General features: G+C 48.7%; 18 protein-coding genes. 4 read left to right on the top strand and 14 right to left on the bottom strand.

Going from position 1 to position 17,554, the window contains the following annotated elements; translation table 11 throughout:
• Positions 1–154 precede the first annotated feature (154 nt).
• Both K331_RS0117610 and aspA read right to left on the bottom strand, forming a co-directional pair.
• Positions 155–760: a restriction endonuclease gene (locus tag K331_RS0117610; RefSeq protein ID WP_036635197.1), complete on the bottom strand. Its 606-nt coding sequence runs from the start codon at positions 758–760 to the stop codon at positions 155–157.
• A gap of 136 nt (positions 761–896) precedes the next feature.
• Positions 897–2,306, bottom strand: coding sequence for an aspartate ammonia-lyase (gene aspA, locus K331_RS0117605; protein WP_028591331.1), 1,410 nt, complete (start codon positions 2,304–2,306; stop codon positions 897–899).
• Between the two features lie 857 nt (positions 2,307–3,163).
• Here aspA and K331_RS0117600 point away from each other — a divergent pair.
• The gene (locus K331_RS0117600; protein WP_028591330.1) at positions 3,164–4,318 is read left to right on the top strand and encodes an aminotransferase A; all 1,155 of its coding nucleotides are present in this window, start codon (positions 3,164–3,166) and stop codon (positions 4,316–4,318) included.
• Positions 4,319–4,494: 176 nt separating this feature from the next.
• On the opposite strand, the gene K331_RS0117595 is transcribed toward K331_RS0117600, so the two are convergent.
• From K331_RS0117595 to K331_RS0117550, 10 genes are all read right to left on the bottom strand, one after another.
• Positions 4,495–4,746, bottom strand: coding sequence for a type II toxin-antitoxin system HicB family antitoxin (locus K331_RS0117595; protein WP_028591329.1), 252 nt, complete (start codon positions 4,744–4,746; stop codon positions 4,495–4,497).
• Between the two features lie 32 nt (positions 4,747–4,778).
• A complete protein-coding gene (locus tag K331_RS0117590; RefSeq protein ID WP_028591328.1) occupies positions 4,779–5,099 on the bottom strand; it encodes a hypothetical protein in 321 nt (106 codons plus the stop codon).
• A gap of 103 nt (positions 5,100–5,202) precedes the next feature.
• Positions 5,203–6,012 (bottom strand): hypothetical protein, encoded by an 810-nt coding sequence (locus K331_RS0117585; protein ID WP_028591327.1) that lies wholly within the window; start codon positions 6,010–6,012, stop codon positions 5,203–5,205.
• Positions 6,013–6,269: 257 nt separating this feature from the next.
• Entirely contained in the window at positions 6,270–7,343 is a 1,074-nt protein-coding gene (locus K331_RS0117580; RefSeq protein WP_028591326.1) for an ABC transporter substrate-binding protein, read from the bottom strand.
• The gene (locus K331_RS0117575; protein WP_018884808.1) at positions 7,340–8,176 is read right to left on the bottom strand and encodes an ABC transporter permease; all 837 of its coding nucleotides are present in this window, start codon (positions 8,174–8,176) and stop codon (positions 7,340–7,342) included. Before K331_RS0117575 ends, K331_RS0117580 begins: the two co-directional genes overlap by 4 nt.
• A complete protein-coding gene (locus tag K331_RS0117570; RefSeq protein ID WP_028591325.1) occupies positions 8,166–8,975 on the bottom strand; it encodes an ABC transporter permease in 810 nt (269 codons plus the stop codon). Before K331_RS0117570 ends, K331_RS0117575 begins: the two co-directional genes overlap by 11 nt.
• Positions 8,965–10,071, bottom strand: a complete 1,107-nt coding sequence (locus K331_RS0117565; RefSeq protein ID WP_018884810.1) for an ABC transporter ATP-binding protein — start codon at positions 10,069–10,071, stop codon at positions 8,965–8,967. Before K331_RS0117565 ends, K331_RS0117570 begins: the two co-directional genes overlap by 11 nt.
• A gap of 197 nt (positions 10,072–10,268) precedes the next feature.
• On the bottom strand, positions 10,269–11,405 hold the full coding sequence (locus tag K331_RS0117560; RefSeq protein ID WP_028591324.1) for an N-acetyldiaminopimelate deacetylase: 1,137 nt from the start codon (positions 11,403–11,405) through the stop codon (positions 10,269–10,271).
• Between the two features lie 184 nt (positions 11,406–11,589).
• Complete coding sequence (dapD, locus tag K331_RS0117555) at positions 11,590–12,303, bottom strand: 2,3,4,5-tetrahydropyridine-2,6-dicarboxylate N-acetyltransferase (protein ID WP_028591323.1); 714 nt, start codon at positions 12,301–12,303, stop codon at positions 11,590–11,592.
• A gap of 222 nt (positions 12,304–12,525) precedes the next feature.
• Positions 12,526–13,416 carry a hypothetical protein gene (locus tag K331_RS0117550; RefSeq protein WP_028591322.1) on the bottom strand — a complete coding sequence of 297 codons (891 nt, stop codon included), beginning with the start codon at positions 13,414–13,416 and terminating at the stop codon, positions 12,526–12,528.
• Between the two features lie 245 nt (positions 13,417–13,661).
• Here K331_RS0117550 and K331_RS0117545 point away from each other — a divergent pair, with 245 nt between their 5' ends.
• Positions 13,662–14,597: a DMT family transporter gene (locus tag K331_RS0117545; protein ID WP_028591321.1), complete on the top strand. Its 936-nt coding sequence runs from the start codon at positions 13,662–13,664 to the stop codon at positions 14,595–14,597.
• A gap of 31 nt (positions 14,598–14,628) precedes the next feature.
• Here the strand turns inward: K331_RS0117545 and K331_RS0117540 are convergent, their stop codons facing one another.
• Together K331_RS0117540 and K331_RS33050 are read right to left on the bottom strand one after the other, a co-directional pair.
• Positions 14,629–15,318, bottom strand: a complete 690-nt coding sequence (locus K331_RS0117540; RefSeq protein WP_028591320.1) for a WD40 repeat domain-containing protein — start codon at positions 15,316–15,318, stop codon at positions 14,629–14,631.
• Between the two features lies 1 nt (position 15,319).
• Positions 15,320–15,538: a hypothetical protein gene (locus K331_RS33050; RefSeq protein WP_028591319.1), complete on the bottom strand. Its 219-nt coding sequence runs from the start codon at positions 15,536–15,538 to the stop codon at positions 15,320–15,322.
• Between the two features lie 131 nt (positions 15,539–15,669).
• Here K331_RS33050 and K331_RS0117530 point away from each other — a divergent pair, with 131 nt between their 5' ends.
• On the top strand, positions 15,670–16,041 hold the full coding sequence (locus K331_RS0117530) for a PilZ domain-containing protein (protein ID WP_226383628.1): 372 nt from the start codon (positions 15,670–15,672) through the stop codon (positions 16,039–16,041).
• A 199-nt stretch (positions 16,042–16,240) separates the two neighbouring features.
• Entirely contained in the window at positions 16,241–17,299 is a 1,059-nt protein-coding gene (locus K331_RS0117525; RefSeq protein ID WP_028591317.1) for a suppressor of fused domain protein, read from the top strand.
• The last annotated feature ends 255 nt before the right edge of the window (positions 17,300–17,554 follow it).

The following is a 17,554-nucleotide window of genomic DNA, read 5'->3' as shown; positions in this document are numbered from 1 at the left end:
AAGAGAAATACACTGGCGCCTATCCAAAAAAAATACCCTGCTGAAGTTCAGCAGGGCCAAGTGTATATCAATTAGGGGGTTATTAATAATTACTATAGGCGAGGAAGCTTAAATAAAAATGAATGCTAAATAAATCTTTGCTGAAAAAGTACGTCTACCCCTGCTTGCTACTCTTTCTGCGTAGCTTGCTTTCATTCCAGCCACCCGCACCGACCTCTGGCTCACGTTCCAGAATATCCATAGCTTCGTCATAGCGACGCTGCTTGAACAATAAGATCATGTCCTCCAGATCCTCACGATGGAGCAGAGTTACTCTATTCACACCAGCCAAAGTCTTGCAGGAATCCGTGTATCGTCCAGTGGTGATCACAATGGAACGCTGTGCATGATAATAGTTAATAGAAGTGAAAATTTCCTGGACAGCACCCAGACCTACCGGACTCTGCTTGCCATACCGCTTGGCCTGCACTACATTTCTTAGCCCGTGGCGATCTGTGAATACGAGATCTGCTCCGAAGTCGCGGCTGCCAGTTGTCTTGTATACCTCATCATACCCAAGCTCTGTCAGTAAACGATGAAGATAGGCTTCGAATTCCGAGCCATCCTCCATACGATCAATATCCTTCATGGTGATTTTGCGCGGGTTCAGCTCTCGTAGTACACGTGCTCTCCTATGTATGACCCACCGGATCAGCAAGCCTGCCAGGATGAGTAGCCCAATAAGGGCAGTCAAGCCTACAGGCGTATACAATATGTCCATCTTTCGTTCCTTTCTGCTGAAGTTAGATAATCATACGAGGATAAAAAACATATGAATCCATCAGCTACAATGAAAAACGTTCCCAGGTAAAGGAAGCGTAAAGCTACCATTTACACAGGGAACGTTCAGAATGAGCTTATTCCCGCTCCAGCAGTGCCTCACCAGCAATACCTGGCTGCGTCATCTGATAAGGGTCCAGAATAAGATCTAGCTCTTCTTCAGTCAAAACATTATACAGAAGGCAGAGCTCCCGTACAGATTTGCCTGTCTGAATCGCTTCACGAGCAATACGCGAGACGACCTCATACCCCAGATGTGGATTCAGTGCAGTAATGATGCCTACACTGTTATCGACATAAGATTTGCAACGCTCCACATTCGCCTGGATGCCTTCAATACAATGTACCCGGAAGACCATGAAGCCCTGATTCATAATCTCCAGGGATTGCAGCAGATTGTAGACGAGTACCGGCTCCATGACATTCAGCTCTAGCTGACCTGCCTCCGAAGCCAGACAAATTGTATTATCGTTGCCGATAACCTGGAACGCAATCTGATTAATTACCTCACACATGACCGGGTTGACTTTGCCCGGCATAATCGAGGAGCCAGGCTGACGAGCTGGCAGGATCAATTCTCCAAAGCCCGCCCGCGGCCCTGAAGCCATCAAGCGAATATCATTGGCGACCTTGGACATATTCATCATGCAGATCTTCAATGCGGCTGATACCTCGGTATAGGCATCCGTGTTCTGAGTAGCATCTACAAGATGATCATCTGCATGCAGCGGATAGCCAGACAGATCAGCAAGCACCTCGGCCACACGCTGAATATAACGCCGATCCGCATTCAGTCCGGTACCAACGGCAGTCGCTCCCATATTAATGCTCAGGAGATGCTCTCTGGTAGCCGCTAGACGCTTGATATCACGCCCCAACACGCGTGCATACGCCTGGAATTCCTGTCCCAATCGAATCGGCACAGCATCCTGCAGATGTGTACGACCCATTTTGATGACACCGTCGAACTCCTCCGCCTTCTTCTCGAATGCATTGCGCAGCTCGCTCATCGTCCCCAATAGCTTATCCACCATAGTCAGGACAGCCAGATGCACTGCCGTCGGGAAGGAGTCATTCGTAGATTGCGCCATGTTGACATGGTTATTAGGACTCAGTTGCTGGTAATCGCCCTTGGTGAAGCCCATCAGCTCCAGCCCTCGGTTCGCGATAACCTCGTTCGTATTCATGTTAATGGACGTGCCAGCGCCGCCCTGAATTGGATCTACAATGAAATGATCATGCCATTGCCCAGCGAGAATCTCCTCAGCAGCCTTAATAATCGCTTCTGCCTTGGTATGATGCAGACGAGTCAACTCCGTGTTGACTGTTGCCGCTGCTTTTTTGACCATAGCCATAGCTTTAATCAGCTCAGGATGCAGACGCTGTCCTGTAATCGGGAAATTCTCTGCTGCCCGCATCGTCTGAATGCCGTAGTAGGCATCAGGCGGAACTTCTTTTGTACCCAAAAAATCATGTTCAAGCCTCATTGTCCTTCATTCCTCCGCTGTGGATTACTTCCGAACCTGGCCATTCGAGCCAAATCAACAATACTCGGGGCCAGTACCCATTATACGACCGAGTTACAGGTTATGCCAGTCGGAATATGAAGATGTTGGGTTTTACAGGGTATAACAAGGTTAGTGTTCCATCCCTGGATTTTCATTATGGTGTTCCAGCAGGTGACTCCGTCATAATAGATCTGTGCACAGTCTCCCCAACTTAATGTCTTCCTATCCCTTGCAAGACTCTAATGGACGAGTATACCAATTGACGATGATGCCCAGCTAAGCGAACCCGTATGGAGCCTCGGGGCAATTCAAGCAACGAAGTATTCACACGTAAAAAGTGTATATGTGTCATGTAATGAAGGCATATAAAAGAAGTGTATATGTTAGTATATTCCGAGCAGCGGTCTTGAAGTGGGTCTCAGTCAGTCCCGCCATGAAATAAGGCACTTTGGTAAAGATATGTTATTCACTAATGTTCACCACTTTCCTAATACCTTGACCAGATCAAATATGAGTGTAGAGCCGCTGCAAGCGGGGAGCCCTGTCGACCGCTGTTAAGCTTGCTGTTCTTTCCGAACGAGACGTAAAAGTGGATGAACAGCAAGCTTAAAGGCGGCCACTGTCGTTTCTCTAGGGCTTCCCCGCTTTCCGCTAACCACGGATCTCTCCAGACCATTCAATTCTGAAATCCAATTCGGTCAAGGTACCAGCCTGATCAATATTTCATGACCATTCAGTACGGTGCTATGGTACACTGTAACCAATTAGCATCCCGTGTCGGGATCACAGCTTGCATTTGAATAGCGAGACTATTGTAGAATAGGAAGGTCAGACGGATGGAACACTTACTGAACAGCAGCGTCAAGGATATTCAAATTAGTGGAATTCGTAAAATCGCCAATAAGGCTGCCAGCATTCCAGGGGTCATATCCCTGACGATTGGACAGCCGGACTTCCCCACGCCTTCGCATATCGTAGAGGCTGCTCAGCAGGCGATGAATGCCGGCAAGACCGTCTACACCCCCAATGCCGGACTGCCTGAGCTGAGAGAGGCAGCGGCAGCTTTTGTAGGAGCACGATACGGCCAGCATTATAATCCTAACGATGAGGTCATCATTACGAACGGCGCCAGCCAGGCACTGGACATTACGCTACGTACGATTTTGACACCAGGTGATGAAGTCATCCTGCCAGGTCCGATTTATCCCGGATATGAGCCTTTAATTCGACTAAGCGGTGGCATTCCGGTTCTGGTGGATACACGGGACAGTGAATTCAAGCTCACTGCAGAGCTGATTCAGCCTCATCTGAGTGAGCGTACCAAAGCCGTCGTGCTAGGCTATCCTTCTAACCCGACCGGACGTGTCATGACGCAGGAGGAACTGCAGGACATTGCCCGTCTCCTGTCGGGACATGACCTGTTCATTATTTCTGATGAAATCTACAGTGAGCTCGTATATGATATGCCACACGCCTCCATTGCTACGATCGAAGGTATGCGTGAGCGCACCATCGTCATCAACGGGCTGTCCAAATCCCATTCCATGACTGGGTGGCGCATAGGCTTCACGCTGGCTCCAGCTGCGATTACGCAGCATATGCTGAAGGTCCATCAATACAATGTGACCTGTGCCAGCTCGATCAGCCAATATGCAGCGATTGCCGCGCTAACATCCGGAGTGGACGACGCCCTTCCGATGAAAGAGGAATATCGGAGCAGACGCGACTACGTGCATGCACGCTTAACTGCGATGGGACTGCCGCTCTCGAAGCCTGAAGGAGCCTTCTATCTATTCCCATCCATTCGACACCTGAACATGGAATCCATGGACTTCGCTCTTCGCTTGCTGGAGGAGCAGCAGGTGGCCGTCGTTCCTGGAAGTGCGTTCTCTGTCTACGGAGAAGGCTATATTCGGCTTTCCTACGCCTGTGCACAATCCGTGCTGGAGCAAGGTCTGGATCGACTGGAGAGCTTTCTGCAGCGATTGTAGAATTGTATAAAGGTTGGAACTGTATATCCATAGAAAAGCAGCTTAAAGAAGTGGTCTTGTGTCACTTCTTGCTTTCTCTTATTCGATGTTGAATATAGTGAATCATAAGAGGTGCGCTGCATCCACCTAAAAGAAGCCTTGAAAGGAGCAGTTCCTTTCAAGGTTATTTGTAGTTCTTACAACTGGACTTCTATAAAAAACATTTGTTTTGAAGGTTTTAGAATTGAGTAATTTACTTGGGTTGCTTGTGGGATGTTTTCTTCAATCATATCCTCTAAATAGAGCATAAGTGCTTCTTTCGCCATTTCACTCGCTTCATCTTTTGTATGCCCGCATGTTATACATCCTGGTAAATCTGGAAAAGTGACGTTTATTCCATCATCAGCAAAATCAAATAATGCAAAATACTTATATAATTTACCTTTCATGTACCCTCCCTTATTTATAGCCCGCTTGCTTCTTAGTCAAAAAAATAAAAGTCATCAGCTATTTCCCCATCAAAACTAAACAAAACTCTATGTAGTCCTATATTTTCGCCACGGTACCTTATCGGAATATCGACAACTACATGATTATAGTTGAAATCCGGGTAATTTGAATATTTAATGGAAACAGATTGGATTTTCACTTCCAAGAACTCAGGCGAATAATCAGGGAAGTATTCCAGAAATTCTTCTGGCTCTTCCTTTCTATAGCTTTCTGTGTTTACCCAAAAATTTTCGTAAGCCCTCTGCTCTGCTTGTTTTTCCTCAAGCCATAATTTTATCTCTTCAATGAACATTACTTTCTCCTTTGCGTTTTGAATCTTATTCAAAGAATTCTTGTACTAAAATGATATTAAGAGTCTTTGCTTCTGCAGTGGCGGTCGAATAAAACTTATATACTTATTGAGATAATTTTTCTATCCACTCTTTTTTGACAAAAGCATCAGCTTTTATTTCATTAAAATTAATCTCGAACTCAGCATGGTCACCGATTGCATGGGGAACTCCAAAGGAAACGCCCAATGAATCATTCGTGATATATGTGTATATCCCTAACTCGTTCTGCTCACCGAAAGTGTCAGAATGATCCAAGTAATAAAGTAACTCAGAGTCAGAAAAACTATTAATATAATCCCTAGCTTGCGATTCAACATTTAATTCCGGATCATATGATATATATTTTGATTTTCTTAGAATCTCAACAAAATTATCATTTAATTTAACTAAATCTGTGATTATAATCCGCTTCTCGCTGTTCAAATCAATATTAGTTGTAAAAGAAATATTAACAGGGTAAACACCCGATTTAGTATAACCAGTGCCTAGATACTGAATACTCAACAGATCTTTCCCACTGAGCTGTGTAATATAATCCAGTTTAATATCTATGTCTGGATTGTCATTAACATAACTATTCAGGGCTTTCAAAACGTCATTTTTTAATAGTGTATTTATTCTACTCTGTTTTTCTGAATCTTCTAAATTAACAAGCACAGGATAAAAACTCTCTATATTGTTATACGTATACTTTTCCTTTTTGAGATTTAAGATATTTCCGCTTGCATTCTTGTCCTCTTTCTTAAATTCTGTATCATTGGATTCCTTTGAGTAGTTATGATTTGCTAGCTCCCCACTAATCAATAGATCATTATTAACTATTCCACATGAAGCTAGAATAAGTCCAAAAATGAGAATCACACACAATTTCATTTTTTACACCCCACCAATCAATAAAGCATTGCAATAAAATAATAATCGAAAGATTGATTGCCCTATTCTATTCTTTGGAGCATTACCTGATACTCCTCCGAACACTCTTAAAAGGACTCTGCCTCCACTTTCAGTGGTGCAGAGTCCTTTAATGTCTGAATCCGAGAAATTCTTCCGAATACCTTCAAGCCTGCATATGCTGCTACACACCTTCTAAGTGTCCTCAACACTCACACTTGATGGGTCCGCGATACTAGCTACTTCAAGCTCATCTTGAATTGCAGGAATAGCTCGTTGTAATGCGCCAGCATGCTCTTGCCCAGATTCGCATAGACCTCCAGCTCTGAAGTCAGCTCCGGCTCCGGATAGAAGCGTGTATCCCCGGAAATATCCTCCGGCAGTAGCGCCAATGCATCCACATTCGGCGTTGAATAACCTACGTATTCCGCATTCTGAGCCGCTACCTCGGGATCAAGCATGAAGTTGATGAACTGATGTGCTGCCTCCACATGGGTGGCCGTCTTTGGGATGACCATGTTGTCGAACCAGAGATTCGAACCCTCCTCTGGCACCACATAGTCCAGCTTCTCATTCTGATCCATGATCTCAGAGGCATCCCCTGACCAGACAAGACCGACAGCCGCCTCTTCATTAGCCAGCAGCATCTTGATCTCATCCCCTACGACAGCCTTGACGTTGGGAGCAAGCTGCTTCAGCTTGGTCAACGCCTCCTGCAAATGCGCCTCTTCCGTATCATTCAGCGAGTAATTCAGACTGTTCAGTCCCATTCCCATGACTTCACGGGCGCCGTCTGCCAGTAGGATGTTATTGCGTAGTCGTGGGTCCCACAGATCATCCCAGCTATTGAACTCGATGCCCTCCGTCAGCTCAGGATTGAAGACAATACCAACGGTGCCCCAGAAGTATGGTATGGAGTATTGGTTGCCAAGATCAAAGGACAGGTCCAGAAACCGCGGATCAATATGCTTCAGGTTAGGAAGCTGGCTATGATCCAGAGGGATGAGCAGGTTCTCTTCCTTCATCTTGGAGATCGCATATTCCGAGGGGATCGCCACATCAAAGGAAGTCCCTCCCTGCTCAATCTTCGTCAGCATCGCTTCATTGGAGTCGAACGTCTGATAGATGACCGTAATACCTGTCTCCTCCTGAAAGCGATCCAGCAGTTCGGGGTCGATATAGTCACCCCAGTTGTAGATCGTAAGAGTGTTGCCGCTTGTGTAGCCCTGATTCGAGTTCAGCCACGCAGCTACGCCCATAAGAATAAAGGATGCTGCAAATACAGCTACGAATACACGTACAAGTGACTTCATCTAGGAACCCCCATTTCCGCCGCAGGCTCCTGCTCGCGTCTAGCTTTATCTCTTGCTTGCTGGGTTCTGCGAGTAATGAAGTAGTAGCCGACAACCAACAAGACCGTGAACAGGAAGATCAGCGTAGACAAAGCGTTAATGGACAAGGCTACGCCCTGCCGCGCCCGCGAGTAGATCTCGACAGACAAGGTGGAGTAGCCGCTACCCGTGACGAAGAAAGTCACTGCAAAATCATCCAGCGAGTAGGTGAGGGCCATGAAGAAGCCCGTAAAGATCCCAGGCTTGATAAAAGGCAAGATTACCTTCGTAAGCACGTCACGACGTGTAGCACCCAGATCGCGGGCCGCATCAATCAGTGTCGGACTCATTTCCTGCAAGCGTGGCAGAATCATGAGCACCGTAATCGGAATACTGAATGCGATGTGTGACAGCAGCACGGAGACAAAGCCCAGCTTGATGCCGATCATCGTGAACAGAATCAGGAAGGAAGCGCCGATAATGACATCAGGGCTTACAATCAGGACATTGTTCAGTGACAACAACGCATTTTTCACCCGTCTCCGCTGCATCCGGTCGATTGCCAGTGCCCCCATAATGCCGATAATCGTAGCAATGGCTGCCGAGAGCAACGCAATCACAAGGGTATTAATGACGATAATCATCAACCTCGTATCCTGAAACACTTCGCCATACCATTCCAGCGTGAAGCCCTCGAAGCCGTGCATCGTTCCTCCGCTATTAAAGGAGTAATACATCAGATACAGAATGGGTGCATACAGCACGACAAAGGTCAGGAAGAGATAGATGTTAGCAAGCTTGAATTTACCGCCCACCTCGCACCTCCCGTCCGCTGCCAAACAGCAGCATGAGTACAATCATCGCTACGATCAGGAAGACTGCGACCGTAGAGCCCATGCCCCAGTCCTGTGTGACAAGGAAATGCTGCTCAATTGCCGTACCCAACGTAATCACCCGGTTGCCGGCGATCAGTCTCGTAATCATAAATAGTGACAATGCAGGTATGAAGACCGCCATACATCCCGAGCGAACACCGGCCAGCGTGAGCGGGAAGATCACCCGACGGAAGGTCGTCCACTGCGAAGCACCCAGATCACGAGCCGCATCCAGCAAGGAAGGCTTCAGTCCCTCCAAGGCATTATAGATCGGTAGAATCATGAACGGGATGAAGATATAGACGGAGACGAAGACGAAGCTGAAGCTCGTGAACAGAATCTGCTGCTGACCCAGTCCAGCCACCTCGAACAAAGCGTTGATCGGTCCGTAGGTGCCGAAGATGCCAATGAAGGCGTAGGTCTTCAACAGCAGATTGATCCAGGTCGGCAAAATAATGAGCAATAGCCACAACTGCTTATGCTTGGTACGGGTCAACAGATAGGCCGCAGGATAGGCAATCAATAGTGAAAATACGGTCACCAGCAGAGCGTACCAAAATGAGCTCAATGTCATTTGCAAATAGACAGGCGTTAGGAAATTCGCGTAGTTCTGTAGCGTAAATTCCCCATTCACATCAAAAAAGGAATAATAGAGCACCAGCAGCACTGGCGCGATCACGAATACCACAATCCAGAGGTAGTAGGGCAGCAAGTAGACTGTGCGTGTATTACTGGACATGCTGCACCTCTTCGTAGGCCTCCAGACGACGGTCAAATTCCTCTTCCGTTTCCCCGAATCTCATAACATGAATGGCTTCAGGATCGAAGTACAGTCCAATCTCACTGCCCGGGTCCGCGCGCTTGGTGGAGTGCACCAGCCATTCCTGTCCGGAATCATCATAGCAGCTGATCTCATAATGAACGCCCCGGAACAATTGGGTATCGACCTTTACCCTCAGCTTTCCTTCGTTCACACCTGTAATAACCAGGTCCTCCGGGCGAATGACAATCTCCACCGCCTCATTCGGGCGCAAGCCACCATCCACACACTCGAACTGACGGCCATTGAATTCGACCTGATAATCCGCAATCATGCGAGCTGGCACAATGTTGGACTCCCCGACGAAATCCGCCACGAAGCGGTTAATCGGCTCATCATAGATGTCATTAGGCGTACCGCTCTGCTCGATCTTCCCCCGGTTCATGACGAAAATCTCATCGGACATGGCCAAGGCTTCCTCCTGGTCGTGTGTAACGAAGATGAAGGTGATGCCCAGACGCTGCTGCATCTCCCGCAAAATATACTGCATTTCCGTGCGCAGCTTCAGGTCCAGAGCCGACAGGGGCTCGTCCAGCAGCAGCACATCCGGCTCATTCACAATAGCTCGGGCTATAGCTACACGCTGGCGCTGCCCACCAGACATCTCGTCAATACTCCGCTGCTCGTAGCCGTCCAGATTCACGAAGCTGAGTGCCTGCTTTACCTTCTCTTCAATCTCTTTCTTGCCCAGCTTGCGAATACGCAGTCCGAAGGCCACGTTCTCAAATACGTTCAAATGCGGAAACAAGGCATAGTCCTGAAACACCGTATTGACCTGGCGCTCATTAGCAGGCACCTTGTTGACTAGCTTACCGTTCAAATAGATGGAGCCTTCTGTCGGCTCTGCGAATCCTGCAATCATACGTAAAATAGTCGTCTTCCCACAGCCAGATGGCCCCAACAGTGTATAGAATTTTCCACGCTCGATGGTAAAGCTGACATCCGCTAGCACGGGCGGGTCATGATCATAGCTTTTGGTAACCCGGTCAAATCGAATAATTGTACGGTCTTCCATGTTAGCTCCTCCTATCCTCGGCCTTGCACCTGATGCTTCTCTTTTGCTGGTGCGTCTCTCTTGGATGATTACCCTGATCACCAATCCGTTAATAATCCGTATTACTTTGTACTGCTGTATCTTTCATATTCTTCTACTGTGGCTTTCCAGCTCTACTACTAACCTTCATATACACTGATATGGCTTTCTTTCGAACGCTACTGCTGTGACTTCCATGTGAAGTAGCTAGTCACCGTCTCAATCGCTACAGCAATGGCACCTTCATCCGGTTGCAGCTTGGCATGATGCAGTCCATAAGGCGTATCGACACCAAGCCAGAACATGAAGCCTGGAATGTGTTCCAGGAAATAACCGAAATCTTCACCCGTCATGGCCTCCGTGCATTCGGTCAGCTCCACTCCAGGTCGCTCATCCAGCCACTGCATGAACTCGCCTGTGAGTGAGGCTTCATTCCATACCTGAAGATAATTCGAACCATAATTGATATCTGCACGGCATTCGAAGCCTGTCTCTACACCATGAATTAGAGCTTCAATCCGGGATTTGATCAGCTTCATCGTATCTGCTGAGAGGGTACGAATCGTGCCCTCCAGGCGTGCGGTCTCCGCAATGATATTCTGCTTCGTACCACCCTCCACCTTGCCGACAGTTATGACGGCTGCGTCGAGAGGATTGATATTCCGGGATACGATCGTCTGTAGCTGACCGACAAGCTGGCAGCCTGCCACGACCATGTCATTAGCTTTATGAGGATACGCCGCATGGCCACCTGTTCCTGTCAATTCAATGAATAGCTCAGACGTATTTGCGAAGAGAATGCCAGGACGAGTCGCAATCGTACCCACCGGATATTCTGGTGCAATGTGCAATCCTACCATTTGGTCTGGCTTCCACGCTTTGAACTCCTCGCTATCCAGCATGGGGAGCGCTCCCCCCGGACCCTCTTCGGCTGGCTGGAAGATTAGTAACAGATCGTCCGTCATTCGCTGCTTGGCAAAGTGCGTCAGAATCCCAAGTCCGATCGTCATATGCAGATCATGGCCACAGGCATGCATGTATCCGGGATGCTGGGACTTGAACTCCAGCCCCGTATCCTCTGTAATGGGAAGACCGTCCATATCAGCTCGATATCCGAATCTACGTCGCGGCGCTGTACCGTGCACCAGCACCAGTATGCCAGTACGCCATGTCTTGACCTCCAGATGCTCCTGCGGAAGCGTGGAAATATAATCAAGCAGGTACTGCTGCGTCTTGAATTCCTGAAAGCCTGCCTCCGGAATCTGATGTAGCTCTCGCCGGATGCGAGTATATGTATGCAGATCTACAGCGGTCATCGTTGCACTCCCCTTTCGTAAATTCCATCATGCCTAAACTACATCTTACTGAATTACGTCCTACTAAATTACGTCTTACCTGAATTACGGTCGGTCTGGATTACGCTCCAACAGAACACAAGACTCGGCGCAGCCGCCGAGCCTTGTCCGTTATCTATTTCGAAAGAGCATAGCCACTCATGGATTAGAGGGTACGCAGTTCTTGCAGAATCTCTGTCTTGGATTTAGTCTTGTCATCGACCTGCTTAATGATACGGGCAGGCATTCCGGCTACTACGGAGAACGGAGGAACATCCTCGGTGACTACTGCGCCAGCAGCTACCACGGAGCCTTGTCCGATTCTTACACCCTCAAGTACAACGGCATTGGCACCAACCAGGACATCATCCTCCAGTACAACTGGCTGTGCGGATGGTGGTTCAATAACCCCGGCAAGGACAACTCCTGCACCCACATGGCACATTTTTCCGACCTTAACACGTCCTCCAAGCACAGCATTCATGTCAACCATTGTGCCTTCGCCGATCTCCACACCAATGTTAATGACTGCACCCATCATGATGACCGCATTGTCGCCGATACTAACCATGTCACGGATGATTGCGCCCGGCTCGATCCGTGCGTTAATGCCTTTAAGATCAAGAAAAGGAACAGCAGAGTTGCGGCGGTCATTCTCCACCACATAATCTTCTTCCTTAACGTTAGTGCTCTCAATAACAGCCTTGATATCCGCCCAATCGCCAAATACGACACCTGTGCCGCCGGAAATAAAGGCTTGTACATGATCGCCAAAATCTGCTCCTGCCAGTTCACCCTTTACATATACCTTCACAGGGGTTTTCTTCTTGCTGTTCTTGATCAGATTAATGACGTCTTGTGTGTTCATTTCGTTAGACATTTGGGTTCAACAGCTCCTTCATCGCTAGTCATACACTATATTCCTTTATAGCATAAAAGAGAGGGTCCCGCAACGAACACCTTTCAGTGAACGTGAAGTCGGGACCCACTCAGGTGACCGTTCAGCTCGTATTTGGAATAGCCTGCTCCATGCCGCTTGCTTACCACTCGGATCATAACGCAGCCCTATATCTTGATCGAATTCGTATTCCCGATGTCGATCCTATTCCAGTGTGTTCAGCGAAGTATAGATATGGCCCTGGAAGCCCTCGGAAGGCTCACCTTGTGGAATGTTCACGACAACAGCGAAGCCTTGTCCATTGTTCTCAAGGACGATATATTGACGCGTCAGCTTGTGATCGCTACTGGTAGCCTTCAGCATGAGACTGGCATGCTCCAATGCGGACGGAATGTCAGAAGAGCTCAGCTTCTCTGCTGTGCCTACCTCGGACAGGGCCTGCTTCCCTTCCTGCTCCAGCGTATCCAGGCTGAAGTCCGTCGGCAGCTTCGTAATCTCTGCGTAATACTCATCATCAATAGCCATCGCTACGCGGTGCTGATCCGGAAATAACGACATCGCATCGAACACGTATAGCGAGTAGCCTTCACCTTGGGCAAGCTCGGCCGTACGAATCTCATCCGTACCTTCCAGCTTCAACGTGAAATCCTTGGTCGCCGGGCGATCACCGGTTACGACTGTACCCTCTTCTGAAGAAGCACCCGCTCCTGTGGTGCTACCTGCTTCACCTTCTACCACTTGAATTGATGTCAAGGTAAGCTGCTTCAGGGTGTCATCTCCCTCAACAGCCTCTTCTGTATATTCAAAGGAGACAGCCTGTCCTTCGGTCAGCTCAGCAATGGACGCATCCAGATCCTCACTGAATTGAAAAGCCTTGGGCTCCCCATTTACTTCAATCTCTACCGTATGTGGATCAGCCTGTCCACTGTACACCCCGTTGCCGCTCAGTACTTCAGGGGTTACAGGCTCATTCTGCTCCTGAGCTGGCTCCTGCGGAGCAGGTGGCGCAGCCTGTTGTCGGCCACCACAGGCAGACAGCACAAGCACTAGGGAAGCCAATACAACTGCATATACGATCATATGTTTTTTCTTCATTTCAACACCTCCACCATATTAGACGAGTCTGAGTCGAAAAAGTTCCTTAGCTAAGCGAGTTAGCATCCTTAGCATCTTTTACCCTGAAAACGCCAAGGCCCCCCACCCAAATTATTCCTGTAAAATATAGTTCACCATTCTGGATGGCTCGGCTATAATGAACTTCTGTAAATCCCCTGTGATATCCTGCTGTCAGGCAGCTCGAACAGGAGGTTACGTTAATCTACGAATGGAGCTGTCAATGCATGAATACTCATCAACCATCCCGGCAGACGCTGGGACTGCTATACATGATCGGAATTGTCGCTATCTCCTTCTCTTCCATTTTTATCAAATGGTCTGAAGCCGAAGTGTCCGCTATGGCCATGTATCGACTATACCTGACCAATCTGATCATGCTGCCTCTGGCCTGGACATACCGCCGGGAGCTGTTCGGCCTTACCCGCAAGCAGTGGCTGTGGCTCGGTGCCTCAGGCATAATGCTCGGTCTTCATTTCCTGCTATGGATGGCCTCCTTGCGTCTAACGACCGTGGCAAGCTCGACCGTCATTCTTACTCTGGAGCCAATCCTCGTCATGCTGGGCTCCTACTGGATCTTCCGAACCCGCACGAATCGCATGATGCTGCTGGGCATGTCCCTTGCAGTCCTAGGCTCCATCGCTATCGGCGCTGGTGATTTCCACGCTAGCGGAACTGCATTAACTGGAGATCTGCTATCCCTGCTAGGCACCGTTGCTGTGGCTATTCATATGCTCATGGGCAAGCATTTACGGGATCATATCAGCGCCTTTACCTACAATTTCTGGGTATTTGCCATTGCAGCCAGCTTCCTGGCTGTCTATAACGTCAGCAACAGTATTCCGTTCACAGGCTATGCCTGGCGGGAATGGGGCTTGTTCCTGTTGTTAGCGATCGTCCCTACACTATTTGGACATTATCTGTTCAATTGGCTGCTGAAATATATTAATGCAACTACAGTCTCCATGGCTGTCCTTGGTGAGCCTGTCATCTCCTCCATTCTGGCCTGGGTGCTGCTGCACGAACAGCTCACTGTCATTCAGATGACCGCAGGTGCCGTGATTCTGGCAGGAGTCTGGCTGTTCATTCGCTTCGGTAATGATTTTAAGCCATCTGAAGGAACGAGCTCACAGGCCAATTCCAAACCTCCTGCAGCTGTATAACAGCAATACAGTAACATCTCTATGTGCCATGCTACCAGCGCAGGGGCTCACATTCCTTCCACAGTACCCAGCGTCCATTCTCCCGTAAAGGGGCCGTGCCGATATCATAGTCCGTTGCGGTCACGCTCTGTAGATCCAGCACATGCAGCATCCCGCCATAAGTTCCTACATAGAGCTGACTCTCGTCAGGGCTGACCAGCAGCCCTGCAATGGTGCTGCCTACAAAATAGCGCCATTTCTCTTGCCCATCCTCGTCCAGAAGGCGCAGGTAGCCGTATGCATCTCCTAAAATAATTCCCTCTTTCAGAGCTGCGCCGGCATAGACTCGCATGGACTCATCCACGAAAGGCCACTCTTGCTGTTCAAGAGCTGTCTCTGCTCCAGCCTTCTCGGGGACGTATACCGACACGGTAGCTCCGTTATAGAAATGACAGGCATTATACCATACCTGTTTGCCATCACGCGTGAAGATGCTGTAGTGCGGGTAACTGATCTCTGGGGGAATCTCATAACGTGTCCCGCTCTCCACATGCATGAGCACATGGTCACTATCCTGGCTGCCGCAGGCGATCCACTGCCCGTCTGGCGACACACTTCCATGACCCATATCAATCCGTGTATCCTCTAGCTCATGCTTTCGCAAGGAAGGTAGATCAGGTTCAACCAATCCGACCTGCCCATGCTTCACCAGGTACACACCGTGCATGGTGACCAGCAGCACCCTATGCTCCTCGCCAAATGGAATGACCTCTATAATCCTGAATCATGCGCAGCACCTTGGCTGCCAGCTGTGAACGTCTATCCGCCCTTGGCTCCTGATTATCATCCGTTTCTGCCCAGCCACCTGCCATCCCTCTTCTCACGAACTCATTCACTGCCTTGGCATAACGTTTCCCCTCATTACGCCATTTTTCGGCAATGCTCTGATCTAACCATGTCATCTTGTTACTCCTTCCTGACCGTGTTCCTATTTGACTACAATTTTAATCTTCATTTACACACGATTCCTGACGATGAATAAAGAAAAGCAAATTTAAATGGAACATTATGGAGCATGGAGGACATCATGATTATGAACCGCAGAAAAGAACCTTTTCGATATATAATGAAAGACCCTGTAGATTTCGAGCTCCACATTCTCAGTATAAATGGAAATCCGGCCCCTACCAAGCCTGTACCTGCCCGTCTGTATGATATTAGCCGCTCGGGGTGCCGCATATGGATACCACTGGCCCTTCATGTAAGCACCAACAGGATCGCGATCCGTCTGGACTTGCACCTCAATCAAGACCCGCTTCAAATAGAGGGCGAGCTCCGCTGGGGACCACTGGAGAAGGACCAGAATTATTACGGTGTGGAATTTCTGATTCCCGAGCAGGAGCAGGACCGCCTGCCACGTGAACTTCGGATGCTGGCCGGTGATGGTCGCATTATAGTCAAGTAATATAGGGTCAGGAGCATGTCCTACCACTCACAAGGTGTGCTATTCATCTGCTACATCACTTTTGTGAATTTGTTGACTCATCTTCGTCGTCTTTTAGCTCTTGGTCGCTTTGGATAGGGACAATTTGGCCTCACTACTGTCAGCCATGCTACAATAGGCACGATTACTTCATAATTGGTAAATGACAGGAGGATTCGTGATGAGTGATGAAGTGGAAGCAATCGGCTGGGAGGCCATAGACGGCGCTCTGGAGCAAATCTATGGGGATCAGGAGCCCATGCATTATGCCAGCTCCATCCCTTACATGCTAGGAGGAAATGATCCGCTGAACGGAATCAGTGTCTATCAGGCACAGCAGCCCCTTCCCCACTGGCATTTTGTAACGTATGGCTTCTCTGACCTGTATGAAAAAGAGACTGATGACCCTGATTACAGCGGATACGGCTTCGAGCTCACGCTGCGACTGGTCCGACAGCCTGATGAGCAGGAGCCTCCAGCCTGGACGATGAATCTATTGCAAAATCTCGCTCGCTATGTCTTCAGCAGCGGCAATATTTTCAGAAATGGCGATCACATGGATGCGAATGGTCCGATTATGCTTGGATCGGATACGAAGCTGACAGCGCTGGGCTTCATCACAGACCCGGAGCTCAAGGAGATGGATACGCCTAACGGCAAGGTGGAATTCATACAGGTGGTGGGCATTACAGCGGACGAGCTTCAGGTTACGCAGGAATGGAATACACTTGGATTGCTGCATACGCTGGCTGAATATATTCCATCTTATCTGACTGATCTCGGACGTGATTCCATACTGACGAAGCCAGCAGCATTGCAGGCCGTGCAGGAGGGCAGCGAGCGCGAAGGGTCCAGTACCGGATTTCTGTTCGTGGATCAGCTCGGCTGGGAGACGCTCCCCGGGCAATCCCTAGCTGATTCATATACCCTCACCTTGGGAGCGAAGCAGGCAGAGGTAGTCGGTAAGCTGCTACGGAGGAGAATTTTGCACAATCGATCCTTGACGCTTGTTAGCTCGGGTCTGCAGGTCATTCTGGAGCCGGGTGAGCAGCCGTTTGTTACCGAGGAGAATGAGGAGATTCATGTGCAATTGAATGAAGCTGCTGTGAACGAATTGGCAGAGCTGCTTCAGCCGATCGCGGGTACCGTTAGGCTGTCTACTTTCCCGAAAGTACAGGTTCAGGTTGTACAGACTCATATCAAGGATACAGATGGCAACGTCGTACAGACGATTGGATAGTGTAGGCCTTTATATTGATATTTATATTAATGCTGATGTTGCGGTTGATGCTGCTATCACAATGGAGCATCGTACGCAATATATGTACAAGGATGCTTGCTTCTAGCGGGCTTCCTTTTTTGATGTGCACAGGCACATCCACACGCACATTCACAAGCACCTGCACATTCACACGCATGTTGATATCCACCTATGACTGCCTCTTTACTCGGCACATACACTTCCCTTGATAAACATGTTGTTGTCCCCACTAGT

This window comes from Paenibacillus massiliensis subsp. panacisoli DSM 21345 (assembly GCF_000426545.1).
GTDB classification, from domain to species: domain Bacteria; phylum Bacillota; class Bacilli; order Paenibacillales; family Paenibacillaceae; genus Paenibacillus; species Paenibacillus panacisoli.
The sequence above is the reverse complement of the archived record's forward strand: the minus strand, read 5'-3'. Positions and strand labels throughout refer to the sequence as shown.

Excerpts from the sequence above, each read along its gene's own strand:
- K331_RS0117560 (WP_028591324.1), bottom strand. The coding sequence starts at position 11,405 with ATGACCGCTGTAGATCTGCATACATATACTCGCATCCGGCGAGAGCTA.
- K331_RS0117525 (WP_028591317.1), top strand. The coding sequence starts at position 16,241 with ATGAGTGATGAAGTGGAAGCAATCGGCTGGGAGGCCATAGACGGCGCT.
- K331_RS0117610 (WP_036635197.1), bottom strand. The coding sequence starts at position 760 with ATGGACATATTGTATACGCCTGTAGGCTTGACTGCCCTTATTGGGCTA.
- K331_RS0117580 (WP_028591326.1), bottom strand. The coding sequence starts at position 7,343 with ATGAAGTCACTTGTACGTGTATTCGTAGCTGTATTTGCAGCATCCTTT.
- K331_RS0117595 (WP_028591329.1), bottom strand. The coding sequence starts at position 4,746 with ATGAAAGGTAAATTATATAAGTATTTTGCATTATTTGATTTTGCTGAT.
- K331_RS0117550 (WP_028591322.1), bottom strand. The coding sequence starts at position 13,416 with ATGAAGAAAAAACATATGATCGTATATGCAGTTGTATTGGCTTCCCTA.
- K331_RS0117545 (WP_028591321.1), top strand. The coding sequence starts at position 13,662 with ATGAATACTCATCAACCATCCCGGCAGACGCTGGGACTGCTATACATG.
- K331_RS0117590 (WP_028591328.1), bottom strand. The coding sequence starts at position 5,099 with ATGTTCATTGAAGAGATAAAATTATGGCTTGAGGAAAAACAAGCAGAG.
- K331_RS33050 (WP_028591319.1), bottom strand. The coding sequence starts at position 15,538 with ATGACATGGTTAGATCAGAGCATTGCCGAAAAATGGCGTAATGAGGGG.
- K331_RS0117570 (WP_028591325.1), bottom strand. The coding sequence starts at position 8,975 with ATGTCCAGTAATACACGCACAGTCTACTTGCTGCCCTACTACCTCTGG.
- aspA (WP_028591331.1), bottom strand. The coding sequence starts at position 2,306 with ATGAGGCTTGAACATGATTTTTTGGGTACAAAAGAAGTTCCGCCTGAT.
- K331_RS0117565 (WP_018884810.1), bottom strand. The coding sequence starts at position 10,071 with ATGGAAGACCGTACAATTATTCGATTTGACCGGGTTACCAAAAGCTAT.
- K331_RS0117585 (WP_028591327.1), bottom strand. The coding sequence starts at position 6,012 with ATGAAATTGTGTGTGATTCTCATTTTTGGACTTATTCTAGCTTCATGT.
- dapD (WP_028591323.1), bottom strand. The coding sequence starts at position 12,303 with ATGTCTAACGAAATGAACACACAAGACGTCATTAATCTGATCAAGAAC.
- K331_RS0117530 (WP_226383628.1), top strand. The coding sequence starts at position 15,670 with ATGAACCGCAGAAAAGAACCTTTTCGATATATAATGAAAGACCCTGTA.
- K331_RS0117600 (WP_028591330.1), top strand. The coding sequence starts at position 3,164 with ATGGAACACTTACTGAACAGCAGCGTCAAGGATATTCAAATTAGTGGA.